19 protein-coding genes and 3 tRNA genes are annotated in these 17,352 nt (G+C 49.4%); 13 read left to right on the top strand and 9 right to left on the bottom strand.

The window, feature by feature from the left end; translation table 11 throughout:
* The first annotated feature begins 6 nt into the window (after window positions 1-6).
* The 7 genes from trpS to speD all read left to right on the top strand — a co-directional run bounded on the left by trpS (window position 7) and on the right by speD (window position 7,722).
* Window positions 7-1,011, top strand: a complete 1,005-nt coding sequence (gene trpS, locus C2M24_RS10800) for a tryptophan--tRNA ligase (protein ID WP_105200076.1) — start codon at window positions 7-9, stop codon at window positions 1,009-1,011.
* A 69-nt stretch (window positions 1,012-1,080) separates the two neighbouring features.
* Window positions 1,081-1,662, top strand: a complete 582-nt coding sequence (locus C2M24_RS10795; RefSeq protein ID WP_105200295.1) for an anthranilate synthase component II — start codon at window positions 1,081-1,083, stop codon at window positions 1,660-1,662.
* A gap of 683 nt (window positions 1,663-2,345) precedes the next feature.
* The gene (locus C2M24_RS10790) at window positions 2,346-3,545 is read left to right on the top strand and encodes an aspartate aminotransferase family protein (protein WP_105200077.1); all 1,200 of its coding nucleotides are present in this window, start codon (window positions 2,346-2,348) and stop codon (window positions 3,543-3,545) included.
* A 116-nt stretch (window positions 3,546-3,661) separates the two neighbouring features.
* On the top strand, window positions 3,662-4,681 hold the full coding sequence (gene astA / locus C2M24_RS10785; protein ID WP_105200078.1) for an arginine N-succinyltransferase: 1,020 nt from the start codon (window positions 3,662-3,664) through the stop codon (window positions 4,679-4,681).
* Between the two features lie 12 nt (window positions 4,682-4,693).
* Entirely contained in the window at window positions 4,694-6,163 is a 1,470-nt protein-coding gene (gene astD / locus C2M24_RS10780) for a succinylglutamate-semialdehyde dehydrogenase (protein WP_105214872.1), read from the top strand.
* A 249-nt stretch (window positions 6,164-6,412) separates the two neighbouring features.
* The gene (locus C2M24_RS10775; RefSeq protein ID WP_105200080.1) at window positions 6,413-6,820 is read left to right on the top strand and encodes an OsmC family protein; all 408 of its coding nucleotides are present in this window, start codon (window positions 6,413-6,415) and stop codon (window positions 6,818-6,820) included.
* Between the two features lie 95 nt (window positions 6,821-6,915).
* Window positions 6,916-7,722 carry an adenosylmethionine decarboxylase gene (gene speD / locus C2M24_RS10770; protein ID WP_105200081.1) on the top strand — a complete coding sequence of 269 codons (807 nt, stop codon included), beginning with the start codon at window positions 6,916-6,918 and terminating at the stop codon, window positions 7,720-7,722.
* Window positions 7,723-7,746: 24 nt separating this feature from the next.
* On the opposite strand, the gene C2M24_RS10765 is transcribed toward speD, so the two are convergent.
* Entirely contained in the window at window positions 7,747-8,646 is a 900-nt protein-coding gene (locus tag C2M24_RS10765; protein WP_105187972.1) for a phosphoribulokinase, read from the bottom strand.
* Window positions 8,647-8,783: 137 nt separating this feature from the next.
* Here C2M24_RS10765 and C2M24_RS10760 point away from each other — a divergent pair, with 137 nt between their 5' ends.
* Window positions 8,784-9,656: a hypothetical protein gene (locus C2M24_RS10760; RefSeq protein WP_105214870.1), complete on the top strand. Its 873-nt coding sequence runs from the start codon at window positions 8,784-8,786 to the stop codon at window positions 9,654-9,656.
* On the opposite strand, the gene C2M24_RS10755 is transcribed toward C2M24_RS10760, so the two are convergent.
* The 5 genes from C2M24_RS10755 to C2M24_RS10735 form a co-directional block, all read right to left on the bottom strand.
* On the bottom strand, window positions 9,657-10,331 hold the full coding sequence (locus C2M24_RS10755) for a hypothetical protein (RefSeq protein ID WP_105214868.1): 675 nt from the start codon (window positions 10,329-10,331) through the stop codon (window positions 9,657-9,659).
* Between the two features lie 6 nt (window positions 10,332-10,337).
* Window positions 10,338-10,691, bottom strand: a complete 354-nt coding sequence (locus C2M24_RS10750; protein ID WP_105214866.1) for a DUF2750 domain-containing protein — start codon at window positions 10,689-10,691, stop codon at window positions 10,338-10,340.
* Between the two features lie 5 nt (window positions 10,692-10,696).
* Entirely contained in the window at window positions 10,697-11,269 is a 573-nt protein-coding gene (locus C2M24_RS10745; protein ID WP_105214864.1) for a glutathione S-transferase family protein, read from the bottom strand.
* 86 nt (window positions 11,270-11,355) lie between these two features.
* Window positions 11,356-11,637 (bottom strand): peptidylprolyl isomerase, encoded by a 282-nt coding sequence (locus C2M24_RS10740; RefSeq protein ID WP_105200087.1) that lies wholly within the window; start codon window positions 11,635-11,637, stop codon window positions 11,356-11,358.
* An 84-nt stretch (window positions 11,638-11,721) separates the two neighbouring features.
* The gene (locus C2M24_RS10735; protein WP_105214862.1) at window positions 11,722-12,273 is read right to left on the bottom strand and encodes a glutathione peroxidase; all 552 of its coding nucleotides are present in this window, start codon (window positions 12,271-12,273) and stop codon (window positions 11,722-11,724) included.
* A 78-nt stretch (window positions 12,274-12,351) separates the two neighbouring features.
* Between C2M24_RS10735 and C2M24_RS10730 the strand changes: the two genes are divergently transcribed.
* Window positions 12,352-12,840 carry a GNAT family N-acetyltransferase gene (locus C2M24_RS10730; RefSeq protein WP_105200089.1) on the top strand — a complete coding sequence of 163 codons (489 nt, stop codon included), beginning with the start codon at window positions 12,352-12,354 and terminating at the stop codon, window positions 12,838-12,840.
* On the opposite strand, the gene asd is transcribed toward C2M24_RS10730, so the two are convergent.
* Window positions 12,829-13,695 carry an archaetidylserine decarboxylase gene (gene asd, locus C2M24_RS10725; RefSeq protein WP_105200090.1) on the bottom strand — a complete coding sequence of 289 codons (867 nt, stop codon included), beginning with the start codon at window positions 13,693-13,695 and terminating at the stop codon, window positions 12,829-12,831. The two genes, C2M24_RS10730 and asd, sit on opposite strands and share 12 nt — an antisense overlap.
* A gap of 118 nt (window positions 13,696-13,813) precedes the next feature.
* Window positions 13,814-14,872, bottom strand: coding sequence for a small ribosomal subunit biogenesis GTPase RsgA (rsgA, locus tag C2M24_RS10720; protein ID WP_105214860.1), 1,059 nt, complete (start codon window positions 14,870-14,872; stop codon window positions 13,814-13,816).
* 116 nt (window positions 14,873-14,988) lie between these two features.
* Between rsgA and orn the strand changes: the two genes are divergently transcribed.
* From orn to C2M24_RS10700, 4 genes are all read left to right on the top strand, one after another.
* Window positions 14,989-15,534: an oligoribonuclease gene (gene orn / locus C2M24_RS10715; protein ID WP_105200092.1), complete on the top strand. Its 546-nt coding sequence runs from the start codon at window positions 14,989-14,991 to the stop codon at window positions 15,532-15,534.
* A gap of 99 nt (window positions 15,535-15,633) precedes the next feature.
* Window positions 15,634-15,709 (top strand) — tRNA-Gly (locus C2M24_RS10710).
* A 132-nt stretch (window positions 15,710-15,841) separates the two neighbouring features.
* Window positions 15,842-15,917, top strand: a tRNA-Gly gene (locus tag C2M24_RS10705).
* Between the two features lie 81 nt (window positions 15,918-15,998).
* Window positions 15,999-16,074 (top strand) — tRNA-Gly (locus C2M24_RS10700).
* A 104-nt stretch (window positions 16,075-16,178) separates the two neighbouring features.
* Here C2M24_RS10700 and queG read toward each other — a convergent pair.
* On the bottom strand, window positions 16,179-17,345 hold the full coding sequence (queG, locus tag C2M24_RS10695; protein WP_105214858.1) for a tRNA epoxyqueuosine(34) reductase QueG: 1,167 nt from the start codon (window positions 17,343-17,345) through the stop codon (window positions 16,179-16,181).
* Window positions 17,346-17,352: the final 7 nt, after the last annotated feature.

Raw genomic sequence — 17,352 nt, 5'->3', positions numbered from 1 at the left:
AACATCATGAGTAAACCAGTAGTGTTAAGCGGCATTCAGCCAACAGGTGGTATGACAATCGGCAATTATGTTGGCGCCATTAACCAGTGGCTTAGCTTGCAAGAGCATCATGAAAGTTACTTTATGCTGGTTGACCTGCATGCCATCACCATTCGCCAAGAGCCGGAAGTATTACGCTCGCGTGTGCTTGATGGTGTGGCCCTTTATGCGGCTTGTGGTATCGACCCGGAAAAAGCAGCGTTATTCGTGCAATCTCAGGTGCCTGAGCATGCGCAGCTGGCCTGGGTGTTGAACTGCTACGCGCAAATGGGCGAACTTAACCGCATGACACAGTTCAAGGATAAGTCGGCCAAGCACGCCAACAACGTCAATGTCGGCCTGTTTGCCTATCCTGTGTTACAGGCGGCCGATATCCTTCTGTATCAGGCGGATCAGGTGCCGGTAGGTGAAGACCAAAAGCAACACTTGGAGCTGACCCGAGATATCGCCACGCGCTTTAACAACCTTTATGGTGAAGTATTTAAGCTGCCAGAGCCTTATATTCCTGAGTTTGGTGCCCGTGTAATGAGCTTGCAGGATCCATTGAAGAAGATGTCCAAGTCGGACGAAAACCCAAATGGTTACATCATGCTTCTGGACGAGCCGAAGAAGATCGAGAAAAAGCTGAAAAAAGCGGTGACAGACTCTGACGAGCAGGCACGTATTTACTTTGATCGTCAGGAAAAGCCGGGCGTATCAAACTTGTTGACCTTACTGTCGGTAGCAACCAAGCGTTCTATCGATGATCTAGTGCCTGAGTACGAAGACAAGATGTATGGTCACCTGAAGAAGGACACCGCCGATGCCGTGGTAGCCATGATTGAGCCTATTCAACAGCGCTTTAAAGAGATCCGTGCGGATCAGGCGTTGTTGGATCAGATCATGCGCAGCGGCGCTGAGAAAGCCAGAGCGAAGGCAGCGCCGACATTAAAAGCAGTGTACGACGCACTTGGCTTTATTCCGCGTCCTTAAGCGTTAGGGCAGAAATAGACTAATCCAAAGCCAAGCGTGTAAATGCTTGGCTTTTTAGTGGAAGATTCCATGTTATTAATGATCGACAACTACGACTCATTTACCTTTAACTTGGTGCAGTATTTCCAGCGTCTTGACCAGGAAGTCTTGGTTAAGCGCAACGATGAATTGACCCTGGCCGATATTCAAGCGCTTAAACCCGAGCATATAGTACTGTCGCCCGGACCATGCAGTCCCAATGAGGCGGGTATTTCCCTTGATCTGGTGCGCCGTTTTCAGGGCAGTATTCCTATTCTTGGTGTTTGCCTGGGACATCAAACCATAGCCCAGGCCTTAGGCGCTCAAGTGGTGCGTGCCAGAGAGGTTATGCATGGTAAAACTTCTGTGATACGTACTACACAGCAGGGCGTTTTTGCCGGATTAGACGAGCGCATTGAGGTGTGTCGTTATCATTCCTTGGTGGTGGCCCCGGAAACCTTACCAGCCGAGCTGAAAATTACCGCTTGGACCGAGAATGAGCAGGGTGAGATGGATGAAATCATGGGCTTATTGCATACCGATAAGGCCTTAGAAGGGATTCAGTTTCACCCGGAAGCCATTCTTACCCAGCACGGGTTGGACATGCTAAAGCACTTTATCGAGCGAAATTAACGCTCAGAATATAGCAACTCAGCAGGCGCACTTTCTTCAAGTCTAAAGGCGTAGATTATTAGCGCTAATGTGAGTACTAACTTACATCTCTTTATTAAAGAAGACATTGAAGCTTAAGCCTGTGCTTTATTACTTCGCTTAGGTAAGCCGTCATAGTTCAGCGGCGTGGCCAAAACTCTGGTGCAGGCCTATGGCTCTTGCCAGAACCATTGGTTGTAGCAGATGAACGGCGGTTATGCTGTGGCTCTCTTGGTCTGCAAAATCCTCAACTTACCCCTTGATATGGTATCGATTTAGGTACTTTCACCCAGCAAACTGATGCAAAATAAGCCGTTGCTGAAAATATTTTGTAAATTTTTTACGTATATTCATTCAAATACTGTTCAGTATGTGCTTTGACGGCGGCAACTCATGCCATATGGCTTCTTTATTAATGGCGCTAAAATAGTTATTCACTCAAGGTGAAAATCTACCCTCAATGCCTGTGTTTACGGGGTCTGCATGAAAGCTTTGCATGAGACTTTACGGGTTTTTTCTGAAATAATGATGTTATTCATGTAGTGCTTTGTCCGTCGCCTTAATGGCGGATTTCATAGCCTTGTTAAGAGTGTTGCACTAGCTTTAAGGTCCCCAGACCTGTACTTGGTACCCACTTTTAACGCCATACTCAATGAGGAAAGAAAATGACAGTTAATCGCGCTTTATTTGATGAAGTAATGGTTCCTAACTACAACCCATCGGATGTGATCCCGGTACGCGGCGAAGGTGCTCGTGTATGGGACCAGCAAGGCCGTGAGTTTATCGACTTTGCCGGTGGTATTGCGGTTAACTGTTTGGGTCATTGTCATCCAGCGCTAGTTACGGCATTAAAAGAGCAGGGCGAGAAACTTTGGCACCTGTCGAATATCTGGACCAATGAGCCGGCACTGCGCCTGGCGAAGAAAATGACCGACGCGACCTTTGCCGAGCAGGTTTATTTTGCCAACTCGGGTGCGGAAGCTAACGAAGCGGCACTAAAGCTTGCTCGTCGCTGGGCCCTAGATAACTTCGGTGCACAAAAATCAAAAATCATCGCCTTTAACCAAGGCTTCCACGGTCGTACCTTCTTTACCGTAACCGTGGGTGGCCAGGCTGCTTATTCAGACGGTTTCGGTCCTAAGCCGGGTGATATTGTGCATTGTGATTACAACGACCTGGAAGCATTCAAGTCATTGATCGATGACAACACGTGTGCGGTTATGATGGAGCCATTGCAAGGTGAAGGCGGCATCATTGCTCCTGAAGCTGATTTCGTTAAGGGCGTACGTGAGTTGTGCGATAAGCACAATGCACTGCTTATTTTCGATGAAGTACAAACAGGTGTTGGCCGTACCGGTGAGCTTTATGCTTATCAGGGTCTGGGTGTAACTCCAGATATCATGAGCTCGGCTAAAGCCTTGGGCGGCGGCTTCCCTATCGGTGCCATGCTGACCACTAAAGAGATTGCCAAGCACCTTAAGCCGGGTACGCACGGTTCAACCTACGGCGGTAACCCGCTGGCGTGTGCGGTAGCCGAAGCGGCTTTCGACACTATCAATGACCCTGCGGTATTAGCAGGCGTAAAAGAAAAAGAAGCGCTATTTAAGCAACTTCTAAATGACATCAATGCTAAGTACGATGTTTTCAGTGATGTGCGTGGTAAAGGCTTGCTTATCGGTGCAGTAGTGAACGATAAGTTCAAGGGTCGTGCCCGTGAATTCCTGGTTGCCAGCATGGAACAAGGTTTGATGTCGCTTGTGGCCGGTGCCGATGTGGTACGTTTTACACCGTCATTGGTGATCAGCGAAGAAGAGATTCGTGAAGGCATGGCACGCTTTGAAAAAGCGGTTGCCAGCCTAGTTTAAGCACTTCACCACGGCGCTCTGTCTAACTACTAGAACGCCGGTCAATTTGAAGTTTGGCGCTGCATGGCGCGGCGCCAGGCTTGTTATGGTTTAACCTTTAGGGAGTAAGCGGATCTATGATGGTTCTTCGCCCAATCCGACAACAAGATTATCAAGAGCTGCTCGTTATCGCCGAGGAGTCGGGGCATGGTTTTACCTCGCTGCCACTGAATGAAGAGTTGTTGCAGAATAAGATCACCCGTTCTATTGAATCCTTCGCCAAGCCGACAGCAAAAGCCGGTGATGAAGGCTACTTGTTTGTTCTTGAAGATAGCGAAACCGGTGAAATCGCCGGTACCTGTGGCATTGAAGCTGCGGTGGGTTTAGATGATGCATTTTATCACTACCACCTTTCCAAAGTGATCCACTCGTCTCGCACCTTAGGTGTGTACAAGGCGGTTGATATTCTAACCCTGTGTAACGATTACACCGGCGCCACCGAACTTTGTACGCTGTTCCTGAAGGAAAAATATCGGCAAAAATTTAATGGCAAGTTACTGTCTAAATCGCGTTTCTTGTTTATTAACCAGCACCGTGAGCGTTTTGCTGACACAGTGATCGCCGAAATGCGTGGTGTATCCGACGAGCAGGGCAGCAGTCCGTTTTGGCAGTGGCTTGAAGAGCACTTTTTCAGCATGGACTTCCCCACCGCGGATTACCTGACCGGCATAGGCCAGAAGGTCTTTATCGCCGAATTGATGCCGAAATACCCGATTTACGTAAACCTGCTGAGCAAAGAAGCGCAGCAGGTTGTAGGCCAGGTTCATACCAATACGCGTCCAGCCATTGAATTGCTTAAAAGCGAAGGCTTTACCTTTAACGGCTATGTCGATATTTTCGATGCCGGTCCTACGGTGGAAGCCAAGGTCGACAATATCCGCACCGTTATCAACAGTGGCCTGCGCACCGTAGTGATAGGTGAGAGCCAGGGCGACAACGCGGTGATGGTGGCCAATCAGAACATTGAAGATTACCGTGCCCTGGTGGTTGAGGTGGATCTAGATGGTGGCGATGACGCCGAAATTATTTTAACGCAAAGCACCGCCGATGCGCTCAAAGTACAGAGCGGCGACCAGGTGTGCGTGGCAGCATTATAAGGAGTCATATTTATGTCTCATCCAGCACAATTTATTAATGGTCAATGGCTTGCAGGTCAGGGCCATGCAGTTAGCTCGGTAAACCCTGCTAACAACGAACAGCTTTGGCAGGCCAACAGCGCCACCGCCGAGCAGGTAAATGACGCCGTTGTAGCGGCGCGCAATGCTTTTATCCCTTGGTCGGATAAAACCTTTGCCGAGCGTCTGGCTGTAGTTCAGGCCTTCGCCGAGCAGCTGAAGGCGAACAGCGAAGAAATGGCGGTAATTATCGCCCAGGAAACCGGTAAACCTTTATGGGAAACGCGCACTGAAGCCGCCGCCATGGTGGGCAAGGTAGCGATTTCAGAAAAAGCTTACCAAGAGCGTACCGGCACGGTAGAAAATGCCATGCCAGTGGGTAAAGCCGTTATTCGTCACCGTGCCCACGGTGTAGTAGCTGTGTTTGGTCCTTATAACTTCCCAGGTCACCTGCCTAACGGTCACATAGTACCGGCGCTTTTAGCGGGTAATACCGTGGTGTTTAAACCTTCTGAGCTGACTCCGGCAGTAGCCGAGTTTACTTTGAAACTATGGCAACAAGCGGGTCTGCCTGATGGTGTGCTTAACCTGGTTCAGGGTGAAGTTGAAACCGGTAAGGCTTTGGCCTCACACCCGGGTATCGACGGTCTATTCTTTACCGGTTCATCACGTACAGGTCATATCCTGCATGAGCAGTTTGCCGGTCAGCCGGGTAAAATCCTGGCTTTGGAAATGGGTGGTAACAACCCGCTTATCGTTAAAGATGTCAGCGATATCAAGGCGGCGGTGCACGATATTATTCAGTCGGCCTTTATTTCCAGCGGCCAGCGTTGTACCTGTGCGCGTAAGCTTTTCTTGCCTGAAGGCGAGTTGGGTGATGCTATTTTGGCGCAACTGCTAACGGCCACTAAAAACATCAAGGTTGGCGACTATGATGCCGCCGAGCAGCCGTTTATGGGTTCTATGATCTCCGAAGCAGCAGCCAAGGGCATGGTGGCGGCGCAGCAACAGCTTGTTGAGCTAGGTGCTCAGCCATTGCTGGAACTGACGCACACTGCAGGCACAGGTTTTGTTACTCCGGGTATTATCGAGTGTACCTCGGTACAAGACTTCCCGGATGACGAGCATTTTGGCCCGCTGCTTAAGGTATTCCGTTACAGCGACTTCGATAGCGCCATCGAGAAAGCCAATGAAACCGCTTATGGTCTGTCTGCCGGCCTACTGGGTGATAACGAAGCGGACTATGAATACTTCCTGCGTCGTATTCGTGCCGGTATCGTCAACTGGAACCGTCCTATCACAGGTGCGTCAAGTGCGGCGCCATTTGGTGGTATTGGCGCCTCTGGTAACCACAGAGCCAGCGCCTACTATGCCGCGGACTATTGCGCTTACCCGGTAGCCTCGGTAGAGCTGGAGCAGCTGACCCTGCCGGACACGCTTAGCCCGGGCTTAAGCCTGGACTGATCAGCTCTTGTGGATAAAAAAGCAGCTTAGGCTGCTTTTTGTCTTTAGGTGACTCGGGAGCTGCGCGTTTTTATCGATGAAGTTGCCAGTTTGGTAAAAAACTATTCGATAACGCCATGGCATCAGTGGCTCAATAACCGCTCGTCCTGCGCATGAGCGCAATTATCGCAGCGGGAATAAATGCAGGTTTGCATCATCGGCGTGCTGCTTTACAATCGCTGAGATTTTAATTTAAACAACGAGGTTTACATGCAAGCAAACGTAAAGTGGGTTGAGGGCGACACCTTTATCGGTACTTCACATTCTGGCCATAACGTGGTGTTTGATACTGGCAGTGATCCTAAGGCGCCGTCGCCGATGGAAATGGTGTTAATGTCGGCGGGTGCATGTTCATCGGTGGACGTGGTTAGCATTCTAAAAAAGGCGCGTCAGCAGGTAAGTGGTGTGCAGGTGCAGCTAAGCGGTGAGCGTGCCGAGACAACACCTCGCGTGTTTACAAAGATTAATTTGCACTTTATCGTTACCGGTACCGAGGTGAGCGAGAAGCATGTTGAGCGTGCCGTAGCCCTGTCTGCGGATAAATATTGCTCGGTGGCGATTATGCTGGAAAAGTCGGTGCAAATAACCCATAGTTTTGAAGTACAAGAAATCGTTTAAAAAGTACTTTTTAAGGGAGCCAAATTGGGCTAAAATCCGCCCTCTTTTTTGAGTCCCTGAGTGACTTTTGTGACTAGGTTTGAGGTTGGTTTATAGTGAACAAGCCCTTTGATAAAATTAAGCTTCATGGTTTCAATAACTTAACCAAAAGCTTAAGTTTTAGTATTTACGATATTTGCTATGCGAAAACAGAGCAACAACGTAAAGAATACATTGAATATATTGATGAGCAATACAGTGCTGATCGTCTTACGGACATTCTTGGTGAAGTCGTTGACATTATTGGCGCCAATATCCTTAATGTTGCCCGTCAGGATTATGACCCTCAAGGGGCCAGTGTAACTATTCTGATCTCGGAAGAGCCGGTAGACGAACAGAGCTTTGACAGCGAAGAAACGCCGGGGCCATTACCCGAGTCTGTGGTTGCGCACCTGGATAAAAGCCATATTTGTGTGCACACCTACCCAGAGTCGCACCCGCATGATGGTATTTGTACCTTCCGTGCCGATATCGAAGTATCAACCTGTGGCATTATTTCGCCACTAAAAGCGTTGAACTTCCTGATCCACTCGTTGGAATCGGACGTGGTAACTATTGACTACCGTGTGCGTGGTTTTACCCGTGACGTTAACGGTGTTAAGCATTATATCGACCATGCCATTAATTCTATTCAGAATTACATGACTGATGATACCAAAGAGCTGTATCAGATGATGGACGTGAATGTGTACCAGGAGAACCTGTTCCACACCAAGATGATGCTTAAAGAAACGGATTTAAATACTTACCTGTTCGGTGTAACTACCGATGAGCTTGAAGAAAGCGAGCAGGAAGAAATTCGTGAGCGTTTAAACCGCGAGATCCAAGAGATCTTCTACGGTCGCAACCTGCCAGAAGCTTAATCCTTTAAGCTTTATTAGCGCCGGCTAGATGGGTAAATCTGCTGGCGCTAAATGTTCTAAAGCCCGCTTTTTCACTAACAATTCTTTGATCAGCGGCGTTAATAATAACTCCATTGCCAAACCCATCTTACCGCCGGGCACCACAAGTGTGTTCATTCGCGACATAAAGCTGCCATCTATCATCTGCAAAAAGTAGGGGAAGTCGACGCTGTCGATGCCGCGAAAACGGATCACCACAAAACTTTCGTCCAGCGATGGAATGTCCTTGGCACTAAAAGGGTTGGAAGTATCCACAGTAGGCACGCGCTGAAAGTTAATATGAGTGCGCGAGAACTGTGGGGTGATATGGTTTACGTAATCATCCATGCTGCGCAGTATGGAGTCCATCACCGCCTCTCGGGAGTGTCCACGCTCCGAGGTATCGCGGATCAGCTTTTGTATCCACTCAAGGTTGATGATGGGCACCATGCCAATCAGGAGGTCGACATGCTTGGCCACATCATGTTCTTCATCCACCACACCACCGTGTAAGCCTTCGTAGAACATCAAATCTGTACCGCTTTCTAAATCCTGCCAAGGTGTGAAGGTGCCCGGAAGTTGGTTGTAGGGCACGGCTTCATCAAAGGTATGCAGATAACGACGCACCTTGCCGCTGCCGGTTTCGCCATAGTTGGTAAACAGCTTTTCGAGGGCGGCAAAATCATTGGCTTCACGACCAAAATAACTGATATGACGACCTTGTTGCTCTGCTTCGCGTATTTTCTTATCCATCTCGGGGCGGGTATAGCGGTGGAAGCTATCGCCTTCGATAAAGGCGGCGTTGACGTCCAGGCTGCGGAAAATATGCTTAATGGCATTGGTGGTGGTGGTAGTGCCCGCACCTGAAGAACCGGTAATCGCGACAATGGGATGTTTGGCCGACATAAGATTAATCGTTTGTTAACTCAAATACCCTTTATAAAGGGGCTTCCATGTTAAATCAAGGCGCGGTTTGCCCTAAAGGGATTTCACGCTAGTATAGAAGGGCAAATTTAAGAGCAAAAATAAGAACGAAAACAATAATGAAATTAACGACTTTAAAGGTATTAAGCTTGCTGTGTTGCAGCCCGCTGGCCTTGGCCCAGAGCCAAATCCTGCTGTTGCAACACGATGAGCAGGGACAAGCCGAAGTGCTGGCGGTGAGCGAGCGCGGGACTTACAGCAATCAACCGGCGATAAGTAAAGCTGGCGTCTACTACAGTTATGAAATCGGCACTGATAAGCAGGCACAAAAGGAGATCTTCTTTTACGACTTCGCCACCCAAGACCGCCGTAATATCAGTAACACCCCAGCTTACAGCGAATATTCGCCAACCTTGGTGCCAGGTTTAAACGCCTTATCGGCCGTGGTGGTTGAACCCGATGCCAGCCAAAAGCTTTGGTCTTACCCCTTGGGTGAGTCGGCGCCGAGCACACGCATCCTGGATAACAGCCTGACCATAGGTTATCACGCTTGGGGAGCACGGCAGGACTTGCTGGTGTTTGCTCTTGGTGAGCCGCACAGCGCCAAATATTTTAATCTGGCCGAGCCGGAAAAAATCCATCATGTGGCGGATAATCCGGGTCGTGGCTTTAGCTATAACCCGGTGCTGGGCGTCTTCACCTTTACCCAGCAGCAGGACTTGCAAAACTGGTTTAGCAGCTTTGCCCCAGACACGAAAACCGTGACCCAGCTGTTTCGTTTGCCACAAGGAGTGCAGGACTATACCTGGGTGACGGATAAGAGCATAGCTTATGCCTACGGCGGGCGGGTATATCAAAAGCAGTTACAGAGCGCCAAAGCGGCTACCCTGTGGCATGACTTAAGCGAATACTGTGCAGGAAATATCACCCGACTGAGCTATTTGCCCGAGGGCGATAAGCTGGCTTTTGTCTGTGAGGATAAGGCGCCCTAGTTAGCTGCGGGCGCAGAAGCGCTGCCAATGGCTATGAGCATTCACTATGCGTACCCCGCGAACAATTTTTTGCAGGGTGCGCAGATCGGCAAAATCATCTTCGGGGTAGTCTTTTAGCCCCATCAGATAATAAAAGCCGGGTTTGCAGCCAAGCTGCATGGCGCTGATGCGAATGCTTTGCTCAAAGTTAAGGCGCAAACTGCTGAGCGCGGTTTTATGACCTTGTTGATCCACGGTCGGCAGATGGCATTTTTGCATATACCCAGCGCGTTCGCCCTCACCAGAGAACCAAATACGGGCCTTTTCACTGTAACGCCCTGACTTTGATGGTAAGTCGAATAATAAGCGGCTGTGCTGCTGCGTTTTGACGAAATCGACATACTCGCTCAGGCCAGAGGCAAACAAATGCGGGTGGATGGGGATTTTACGAGCCTTGATCTTGCCATGGGTGTGCAGGTGTAAAACCGGTATAGTGCTGGTGATATCGACATCACCCAGTTCTAAGGAAGCGAGTTCATCGCTAAAACCACCGCTGTAATAGGCCAGCAGCGGCAGCCAAAAATGCCAATGCTTGGGCTGCTCGCGCGCTTGCTTGTCATCGCCATAAATATACCCGGAAAACAGGGTATGTAACTCCATACTGGAAAAGGGCCGCCGGCCTAAATGGGTCTTCACTAGGTATTAATCGGTTAGTGCGCTCACCAAGGACTTGGCCGACAGCTCGGTGCAGACCTGATTATCCCAGTTGATACCCACCATAACATTATCGTCAATTAACTGAGGAGCGAAGTCCTCAAGCACTTCATCGAGGGGCAATGAGAAAGGGCTAAACCCTTGCCAGTCACCTGTGCATTGCGCCTGAGCCAGCTCTTCACTGTGCCACATAAGCAATACATCCTGGTTGTCATCATAGGCGGAGCTGACCGAGGCAATACCGCCATCATCACTGCCGAGCAACCAGATCTCTTTGCTTTGTTGCACCTGGTCGCAAAATAGCTCCCACTGCGATTCAATTTCAATGTCGTCATGTGCCATCTTAATTATCCCTGTCTTGGATCCGTTGCTTGTGCTTGTGGTGATGTTTTCTGGGCTTGCCAAAAAGCCATGAGTGCCGGGTAAGGCGTTACATCATGTAGCTCTCTAAATTGTAGCCAATCAAGTAGACAAAACAGGCTGGCGCATACGTAGCTATGCTGTATAGCCGCTACCTGTTGCTCTAGGGCATCAAGGCACAGGGCGATACGCTGTTTTTGCAAGTCGAAAAATAAGTGTTCTTCATTGGTGTCAAAGCCGGAGCGCTGGCTTAACAGCAGCTCTATGGCCGAGTCATTGGCGGCATTGATAACCGTGAGTTGATTGCGCTCATCCCAACTCATGCTGGGCAGTTTAAAGTGCGCACTTAGGTATTCGTACACCACATTGGAGTCGTAAATGACCTGTTCGCCATCGACCAAAAAGGGAATTTTAGCCACTGGACTGTGAGCCAAAAGGAATTTTCTGCCATCGGGCGAAAAAATATCAAGGTGTTGAAAAGAAACCGCTAGATTGTGCTGTTCACACCAGATGCGTAAGCGACGAGCGAAAGGAGACGTGTTGGAGCCATACAGTTGCATTGCCAAACCTGCCGTAAGCGTGAGTCTGTGTTCGAGAGCTCAAACATAACAGGCTTGGCGGTCAATGCAACTGAAATTTAAAGGAATTAATCGCTACGACTGGTAACCTCAAGAAGGTGATAGCCGAACTGGGTTTGCACCGGGCCCTGAACTACATTAAGAGGGGCCGAAAATACCACTTTATCAAATTCTGGCACCATCATACCCGGGCCAAATTCACCGAGGGCACCGCCATCTTGCGAACTTGGACACATGGAATGCAACTTTGCTAATTCTGCAAAATCAGCGCCTTGCTCAATTTGTTCCTTCAGATCAAGACACAGGGCCTCGTTGTCTACCAGTATGTGACGCGCACTTGCCAATGTCATATTTACTCTCCATATCTTCTTTATAATCAATGAGACAAGACTAGCTTGCTAGCCCTGAGTTGGCCACCGTAATTGTGTTAAAGTTTAGTCTTTGTGAGCGAGAGCTTGTTCAATTGCCTTGGTGAGTTCGCTCGACAGCGGCTTGGTACGGCTGTTAAAGCGTTGTACCTGCTGTCTATCCTTGCTCACCAGATATTTGTAAAAGTTCCAATTGGGCGAGCTGGTTTTCTTGTTGAGGTATTGAAATACCGGATGGGCATCTGAGCCACGCACCGACACCGGCGCCATCATGGTAAAGGTCACGCCATAATTGATAAAGCAGACCTTGGCAGTGTCTTTTTCCTCATCTTCTTCTTGGAAAAAATCATCGGAAGGGAAGCCCAAAATCACCAGCCCCTGGTCTTTGTATTTTTGATGCAGCTGTTCGAGCTCTTTAAATTGGGGTGTAAAGCCGCAATTACTGGCGGTGTTGACTATCAGCAAGGGCGAGTCTTTAAACTGGCACAGGTTGATGCTTTGCTCGGAGCGCAGTTTGCGCACCTGGATATCGGTAAAGTCGCCACATTCCTGGTTGTCATTGGCATAAGCCAGGCTCGTAGCCAATAAGAATAAGCTGGCGAGAAATAATTTAAACATGTTCGTTCTCAAGTTATTGTTAGTTTTAATATATAGGTTAGTATCGGCACATTAGATCACCCAGCTTGTGGCTGAAATATGTTTGTACCTGCACAGATTGAAGACTTACCCAGTATAGTCGCCATTTATAATCAAACCATCCCCAGTCGCATGGTGACCGCCGACACCGAGTTGGTGAGCGTTGAGTCGCGTCGAGAGTGGTTTCTATCCCATAACGATAAACGTCCCATCTATGTTTACAAAGACGGTGACAAGGTGGTGGGCTGGTTGAGCTTTAAATCCTTCTATGGTCGTCCTGCCTACGAGCAAACCGTGGAGATCGCAATTTACCTGTGTGAATCGGTGCGCGGTCGCGGATTAGGCAAACTGAGTCTGGCATTTGCCGAGCAGCAGGCGCATCGTTTGGGGGTGACCAATTTGTTGGCCTTTATATTCAGCCATAACATACCGAGCATGCGTTTGTTTAAACAGGCTGGATTTAGCCAGTGGGGCGAGTTGCCTAAGGTGGCGATTATGGATGGTCAGAGTTACAACCTGACCATCCTGGGGAAGTGTCTAGTCGACTAATTTCGCAAAAGGCGTGCCCATGCGGGTGACGGCTTCAGGCACTTGAGTGCTGATAAAGTCGGCCTGATTAGCACCCCAAGCCATTACTACGGTGGAGCCCAGTTTAAAGCGGCCCATTTCTTCACCTTTTTTCAGGTGCACGGCGCGGTCGCCTGTGCTCGGGTAATCCCAACTGAACACGTCTTTACCTGCTGGTGGTGTTACCGTGCCGGCCCAAATGGTTTCTATGCTGGCGACTATGGTGGCGCCGACCAAGACCATGGCAAGGGGCCCTATCTCGGTGTCGAATATGGCTACCACACGCTCGTTACGGGCGAACAGGTTAGGCACGTTTTGCGCCGTTAACGGGTTAACCGAGAATAAATCGCCCGGCACGTAAATCATGCGTTTTAGCGTACCATCGACAGGCATATGAATACGGTGATAATCCTTGGGCGCCAGGTAGATGGTAGCGAACTTACCGCCTAAAAACGGCTGAGCATCCTCGGCCTTACCGCCAAGCAGGGCTTCAAGGCTGTAGTAGTGGCCCTTGGCTTGCACTAATTGACCATCGAGAATATCACCGAGTTGGCTAATGGCGCCGTCCACCGGGTGGGCGACAATGTTTGCATCTTCAGCCAAGGGGCGAATGCCCGGCTTAAGAGGACGGGTGAAGAACTCATTAAAGGTTTGATAATGCTCGGGAGCTTCATGCAATGCTTCGCTCATATCAATTTTATATTGTTTAATAAACAACTTGATAAGGGCAGTGGTTAGTTTACCCGCTTTGGCAGCAGCCAGTTTACCAACCAAACGGGATACGCCGTGTTTTGGCAATGCATATTGAAAAGCAATTTTTACTTTATCTAAGTTCACTGTTTAATTCTCAAAATATTTTTACGAATGGTAGCTAAATCAAGGAGTAAAAACCATAGCCTAATAAACAGGCAAGGCGTTGGCGGCCGTTTCTTGCCGCCGCGGGTTAGCGCTCGGCTTACACTCTTGGATTACGTGCCCCGGCGCGGCTATCTGCCATGGATTCGATAATCCTGTGGTAGTTCTCAAAACGAAACTCGGCAATATCGCCATTTTCCACGGCTTCGCGTAATAAACAGCCAGGATCGTCCAGATGTTTGCAGTCCCTGAACTTACAGCCGCCTAAGAACTGGCGAAACTCTTTAAAACACCAAGCCACACGCTCAGGCTCTAAATGCCATAAACCGAATTCGCGAATTCCCGGTGAGTCAATTAGATTACCGCCGCTGGGCAGGTGATGCAGGCGCGAGACAGTGGTGGTATGTTGCCCTAGGCCGCTGTTAGAGGAGACTTCCTGAGTGAGGATCTCGGCATCGGGCAGCAGGGTATTAACTAGGCTTGATTTACCGACGCCACTTTGCCCCACGAAAATACTGTTTTTATCGACCAGCTCGGCTTTAAGGTGCTCTATGCCTTCACCGCTGTGGCTACTGACCAGATGAATGTCGTAGCCCAGCTCATGATATTCGGCGAGTATTTCCATAAACATATCGCGGTCTTCATCCTCAAGCATGTCGACCTTATTTAACAGCAATACAGGGGCTATGCCCATGTCTTCGCAGGCAACGATATAACGGTCGATAATTTGCGTGCTGAACTCGGGCACCACGGCCGATACCATAAGGATCTGGTCGATGTTGGCGGCCACCACCTTAACGCCATCATAAAAGTCCGGGCGGGTAAGCTGAGAGCGGCGCTCTTCAACCAGTTCCACCACGCCGGCAATATCGCCGTCGCTGACGTTGGCGCGGCGAAACAGCACCTCATCGCCACAGACTAAGCTGGTTACTGTGCGGCGAATATTACAGCGAAGTACATCGCCGTCGGGCGTTTCTATGTCGGCATGTTGGCCAAAACGACTGACCACAACCCCAGGCTCCTGAGCGCCGAGGTTATCGCTATCGAATTCGCTTGTTTGGGTGTCGGCTGAGCTTTCTTTAGCGCGTTGTAAGCGCTTTTGATGATTGGCTCGAATGCGTCGAGCCTGGCCTTTGGACAGTTTTTGCTTTTTTGCCACGCGGTCTCTGTACTTAGCTGGGCTAAACCTTTTTAAAAAAGCTTTAGGTCTATGAGTTAAGCTAATATGATATATCTTATTGCGTTAAACCGAAAGTAAAGCAGGGTTAGGTTGATATGGCTGTGAATGATAAGAATTTAGTGTGGTTGGATTTGGAAATGACGGGGTTGGACCCAGAGCAGGATAGGATCCTGGAAATTGCCACCATAATCACCGACAGCGAACTCAATATCCTGGCTCAGGGCCCGGTTATAGCAATAAAGCAAAGTGATGAGTTACTTGATGGCATGGACCAGTGGTGCACCAACCAACATGGCAAGTCGGGTTTAACGGCGCGATGTAAGGCCAGTGAGGTAACGGAGCAAGAGGCCATGGCTGATACCCTGGCATTTTTAGAGCAGTGGGTACCCAAAGGAGCTTCGCCCTTGTGTGGTAATTCCATCGGCCAGGACCGCCGTTTTCTTGTGCGTTATATGCCTGAGCTTGATAATTACTTCCATTACCGCAGCATTGATGTCAGTACCATCAAAGAGTTGGCGCGACGCTGGCAACCGGAAGTACTTGATAAGGTAAAAAAGCAGGGATCGCACCTGGCACTGGACGATATCAAGGACTCGATCATGGAATTGCAGGTTTATCGTACAGAAATCTTCAAAATTTAAAAAAATCCCAAAAAAGGGCTTGCAAAGAAGGGGCAATCTTGTAGAATCCTGCCCCGCTTAAGACGAACATGAATGTGTTAATTTTGAGCTATATATGAAGCGGCACTAGCTCAGCTGGTAGAGCGCAACCTTGCCAAGGTTGAGGTCACGAGTTCGAACCTCGTGTGCCGCTCCAAATTTTCACTCGTTTAGCTCAACGTTTGAATCTCACTCAGAGCATTTATGAAGCGGCACTTGCTCAGCTGCTAAATTGCAAAGCCGCAACCTCAGGTTGCGACCAGCGATAAAACAAAGAGCGACCTATGAAGCGGCACTAGCTCAGCTGGTAGAGCGCAACCTTGCCAAGGTTGAGGTCACGAGTTCGAACCTCGTGTGCCGCTCCAAATTTTCACTCGTTTAGCTCAACGTTTGAATCTCACTCAGAGCACTTATGAAGCAGCATATTTTTGCTTCAGACCTATGAAGCGGCACTAGCTCAGCTGGTAGAGCGCAACCTTGCCAAGGTTGAGGTCACGAGTTCGAACCTCGTGTGCCGCTCCAATTTTACCCATTAAATAAAAATCCCTCTTTTTAACAGCAAAAATTTACCAATGCCTTGTCGTGCGTGGTATTTATAACTTCGAATCCTTAATTGCTCGTCCTAACTAAGCGTCTCGAACTAAGCCTTTTTCAACGGCGCGAACAAGTCGCTGAGTTTTCTTTTGTGTGCTAATCACCTTGACCTCTATGGCTTGTGCTTTTCGTTGTTGCTGCGCTAATGCCCATTGAATATGCTCGCCGACCAAATCATCGACTTCATCTAGCTGCTCCTCAAGGGCTTGCACTATGGCTTGATCATAAGGGGCGTTACCCAGAGCCACGGCAATATTGCGAAGCCAGCGTTGATGACCGATGCGGCGTATCGGGCTGCCTTCGGTATTCTTTAAAAAGGTCGCTTCGTCCCAAGCAAAGAGGGCAAGCAGACTTTTATCGCGTAATTGCGCTCGGGCATGAAAGTCTTGCTCGGCGGTGATTTGGCCATAGCGATTCCAAGGGCAGATTAGTTGGCAATCATCACAGCCATAAATACGGTTGCCCATGGCCTGACGGTACTGCTCGGGGATAGCGCCTTTAAGCTCTATGGTCAGGTAGGAAATACATTTGCGGGCATCGACCACAAAGGGTTCTACTATGGCGCCGGTAGGGCACATGGTCATGCAGGCCACGCAGTTGCCACAGTCCCCTTGGCTGGCTAAGCGCTCGGTGGGGTCATCCACGGGCAGGGGAATATCGACAAACAATTCACCCAAGAAGAACCAGGAGCCGGCCTGCTTATCGATAATTAAGCTGTGTTTGCCGGTAAAACCAAGCCCGGCCTTGGCGGCCAGCTGGCGCTCTAATACAGGAGCCGAGTCGACAAAGGGGCGAAAGCCAAGACTTTCTACCTGCTCGCTGATGCGCTCTCCTAGTTTCTTAATGCGGTTGCGCATAAGCTTATGGTAATCGCGTCCCAGGGCGTAGCGACTAATATAAGCCAGATTTGGGTCTTTCAAGGTTTTGGCAAAGCCTGCATCGGGGGGCAGATAATGCATTTTCAGGGAGATCACCCGCTGCGTGCCCGGTACCAGCTCGTCCGGGCGAGAGCGTTTGGTGCCATGCTCGGCCATAAAGTTCATTTCGCCGTGATACCCTAAATCGAGCCAGCGTCGCAGCTGAGCTTCATGCTGGCGCAAATCGATATCGCAGATCGCCGCGTCGGCAAAACCCAGTTCGCTTGCCCATTGCTTAATTTGCTGGGCTAGTTCAGGATAATTGATAGTGTCTTGAGGCAAAAGTAAA

It is taken from the genome of Pseudoalteromonas sp. T1lg22, assembly GCF_002964645.1.
Lineage (GTDB): Bacteria > Pseudomonadota > Gammaproteobacteria > Enterobacterales > Alteromonadaceae > Pseudoalteromonas.
The sequence above is the reverse complement of the archived record's forward strand: the minus strand, read 5'-3'. Positions and strand labels throughout refer to the sequence as shown.

Bases quoted from the DNA above. Each gene is read 5' to 3' on its own strand.
- C2M24_RS10730 (WP_105200089.1), top strand. From the start codon at position 12,352: ATGTTTGTACCTGCACAGATTGAAGACTTACCCAGTATAGTCGCCATT.
- C2M24_RS10760 (WP_105214870.1), top strand. From the start codon at position 8,784: ATGAAATTAACGACTTTAAAGGTATTAAGCTTGCTGTGTTGCAGCCCG.
- C2M24_RS10795 (WP_105200295.1), top strand. From the start codon at position 1,081: ATGTTATTAATGATCGACAACTACGACTCATTTACCTTTAACTTGGTG.
- astA (WP_105200078.1), top strand. From the start codon at position 3,662: ATGATGGTTCTTCGCCCAATCCGACAACAAGATTATCAAGAGCTGCTC.
- trpS (WP_105200076.1), top strand. From the start codon at position 7: ATGAGTAAACCAGTAGTGTTAAGCGGCATTCAGCCAACAGGTGGTATG.
- C2M24_RS10775 (WP_105200080.1), top strand. From the start codon at position 6,413: ATGCAAGCAAACGTAAAGTGGGTTGAGGGCGACACCTTTATCGGTACT.
- C2M24_RS10765 (WP_105187972.1), bottom strand. From the start codon at position 8,646: ATGTCGGCCAAACATCCCATTGTCGCGATTACCGGTTCTTCAGGTGCG.
- orn (WP_105200092.1), top strand. From the start codon at position 14,989: ATGGCTGTGAATGATAAGAATTTAGTGTGGTTGGATTTGGAAATGACG.
- C2M24_RS10745 (WP_105214864.1), bottom strand. From the start codon at position 11,269: ATGCAACTGTATGGCTCCAACACGTCTCCTTTCGCTCGTCGCTTACGC.
- astD (WP_105214872.1), top strand. From the start codon at position 4,694: ATGTCTCATCCAGCACAATTTATTAATGGTCAATGGCTTGCAGGTCAG.
- C2M24_RS10750 (WP_105214866.1), bottom strand. From the start codon at position 10,691: ATGGCACATGACGACATTGAAATTGAATCGCAGTGGGAGCTATTTTGC.
- C2M24_RS10790 (WP_105200077.1), top strand. From the start codon at position 2,346: ATGACAGTTAATCGCGCTTTATTTGATGAAGTAATGGTTCCTAACTAC.
- C2M24_RS10735 (WP_105214862.1), bottom strand. From the start codon at position 12,273: ATGTTTAAATTATTTCTCGCCAGCTTATTCTTATTGGCTACGAGCCTG.
- C2M24_RS10740 (WP_105200087.1), bottom strand. From the start codon at position 11,637: ATGACATTGGCAAGTGCGCGTCACATACTGGTAGACAACGAGGCCCTG.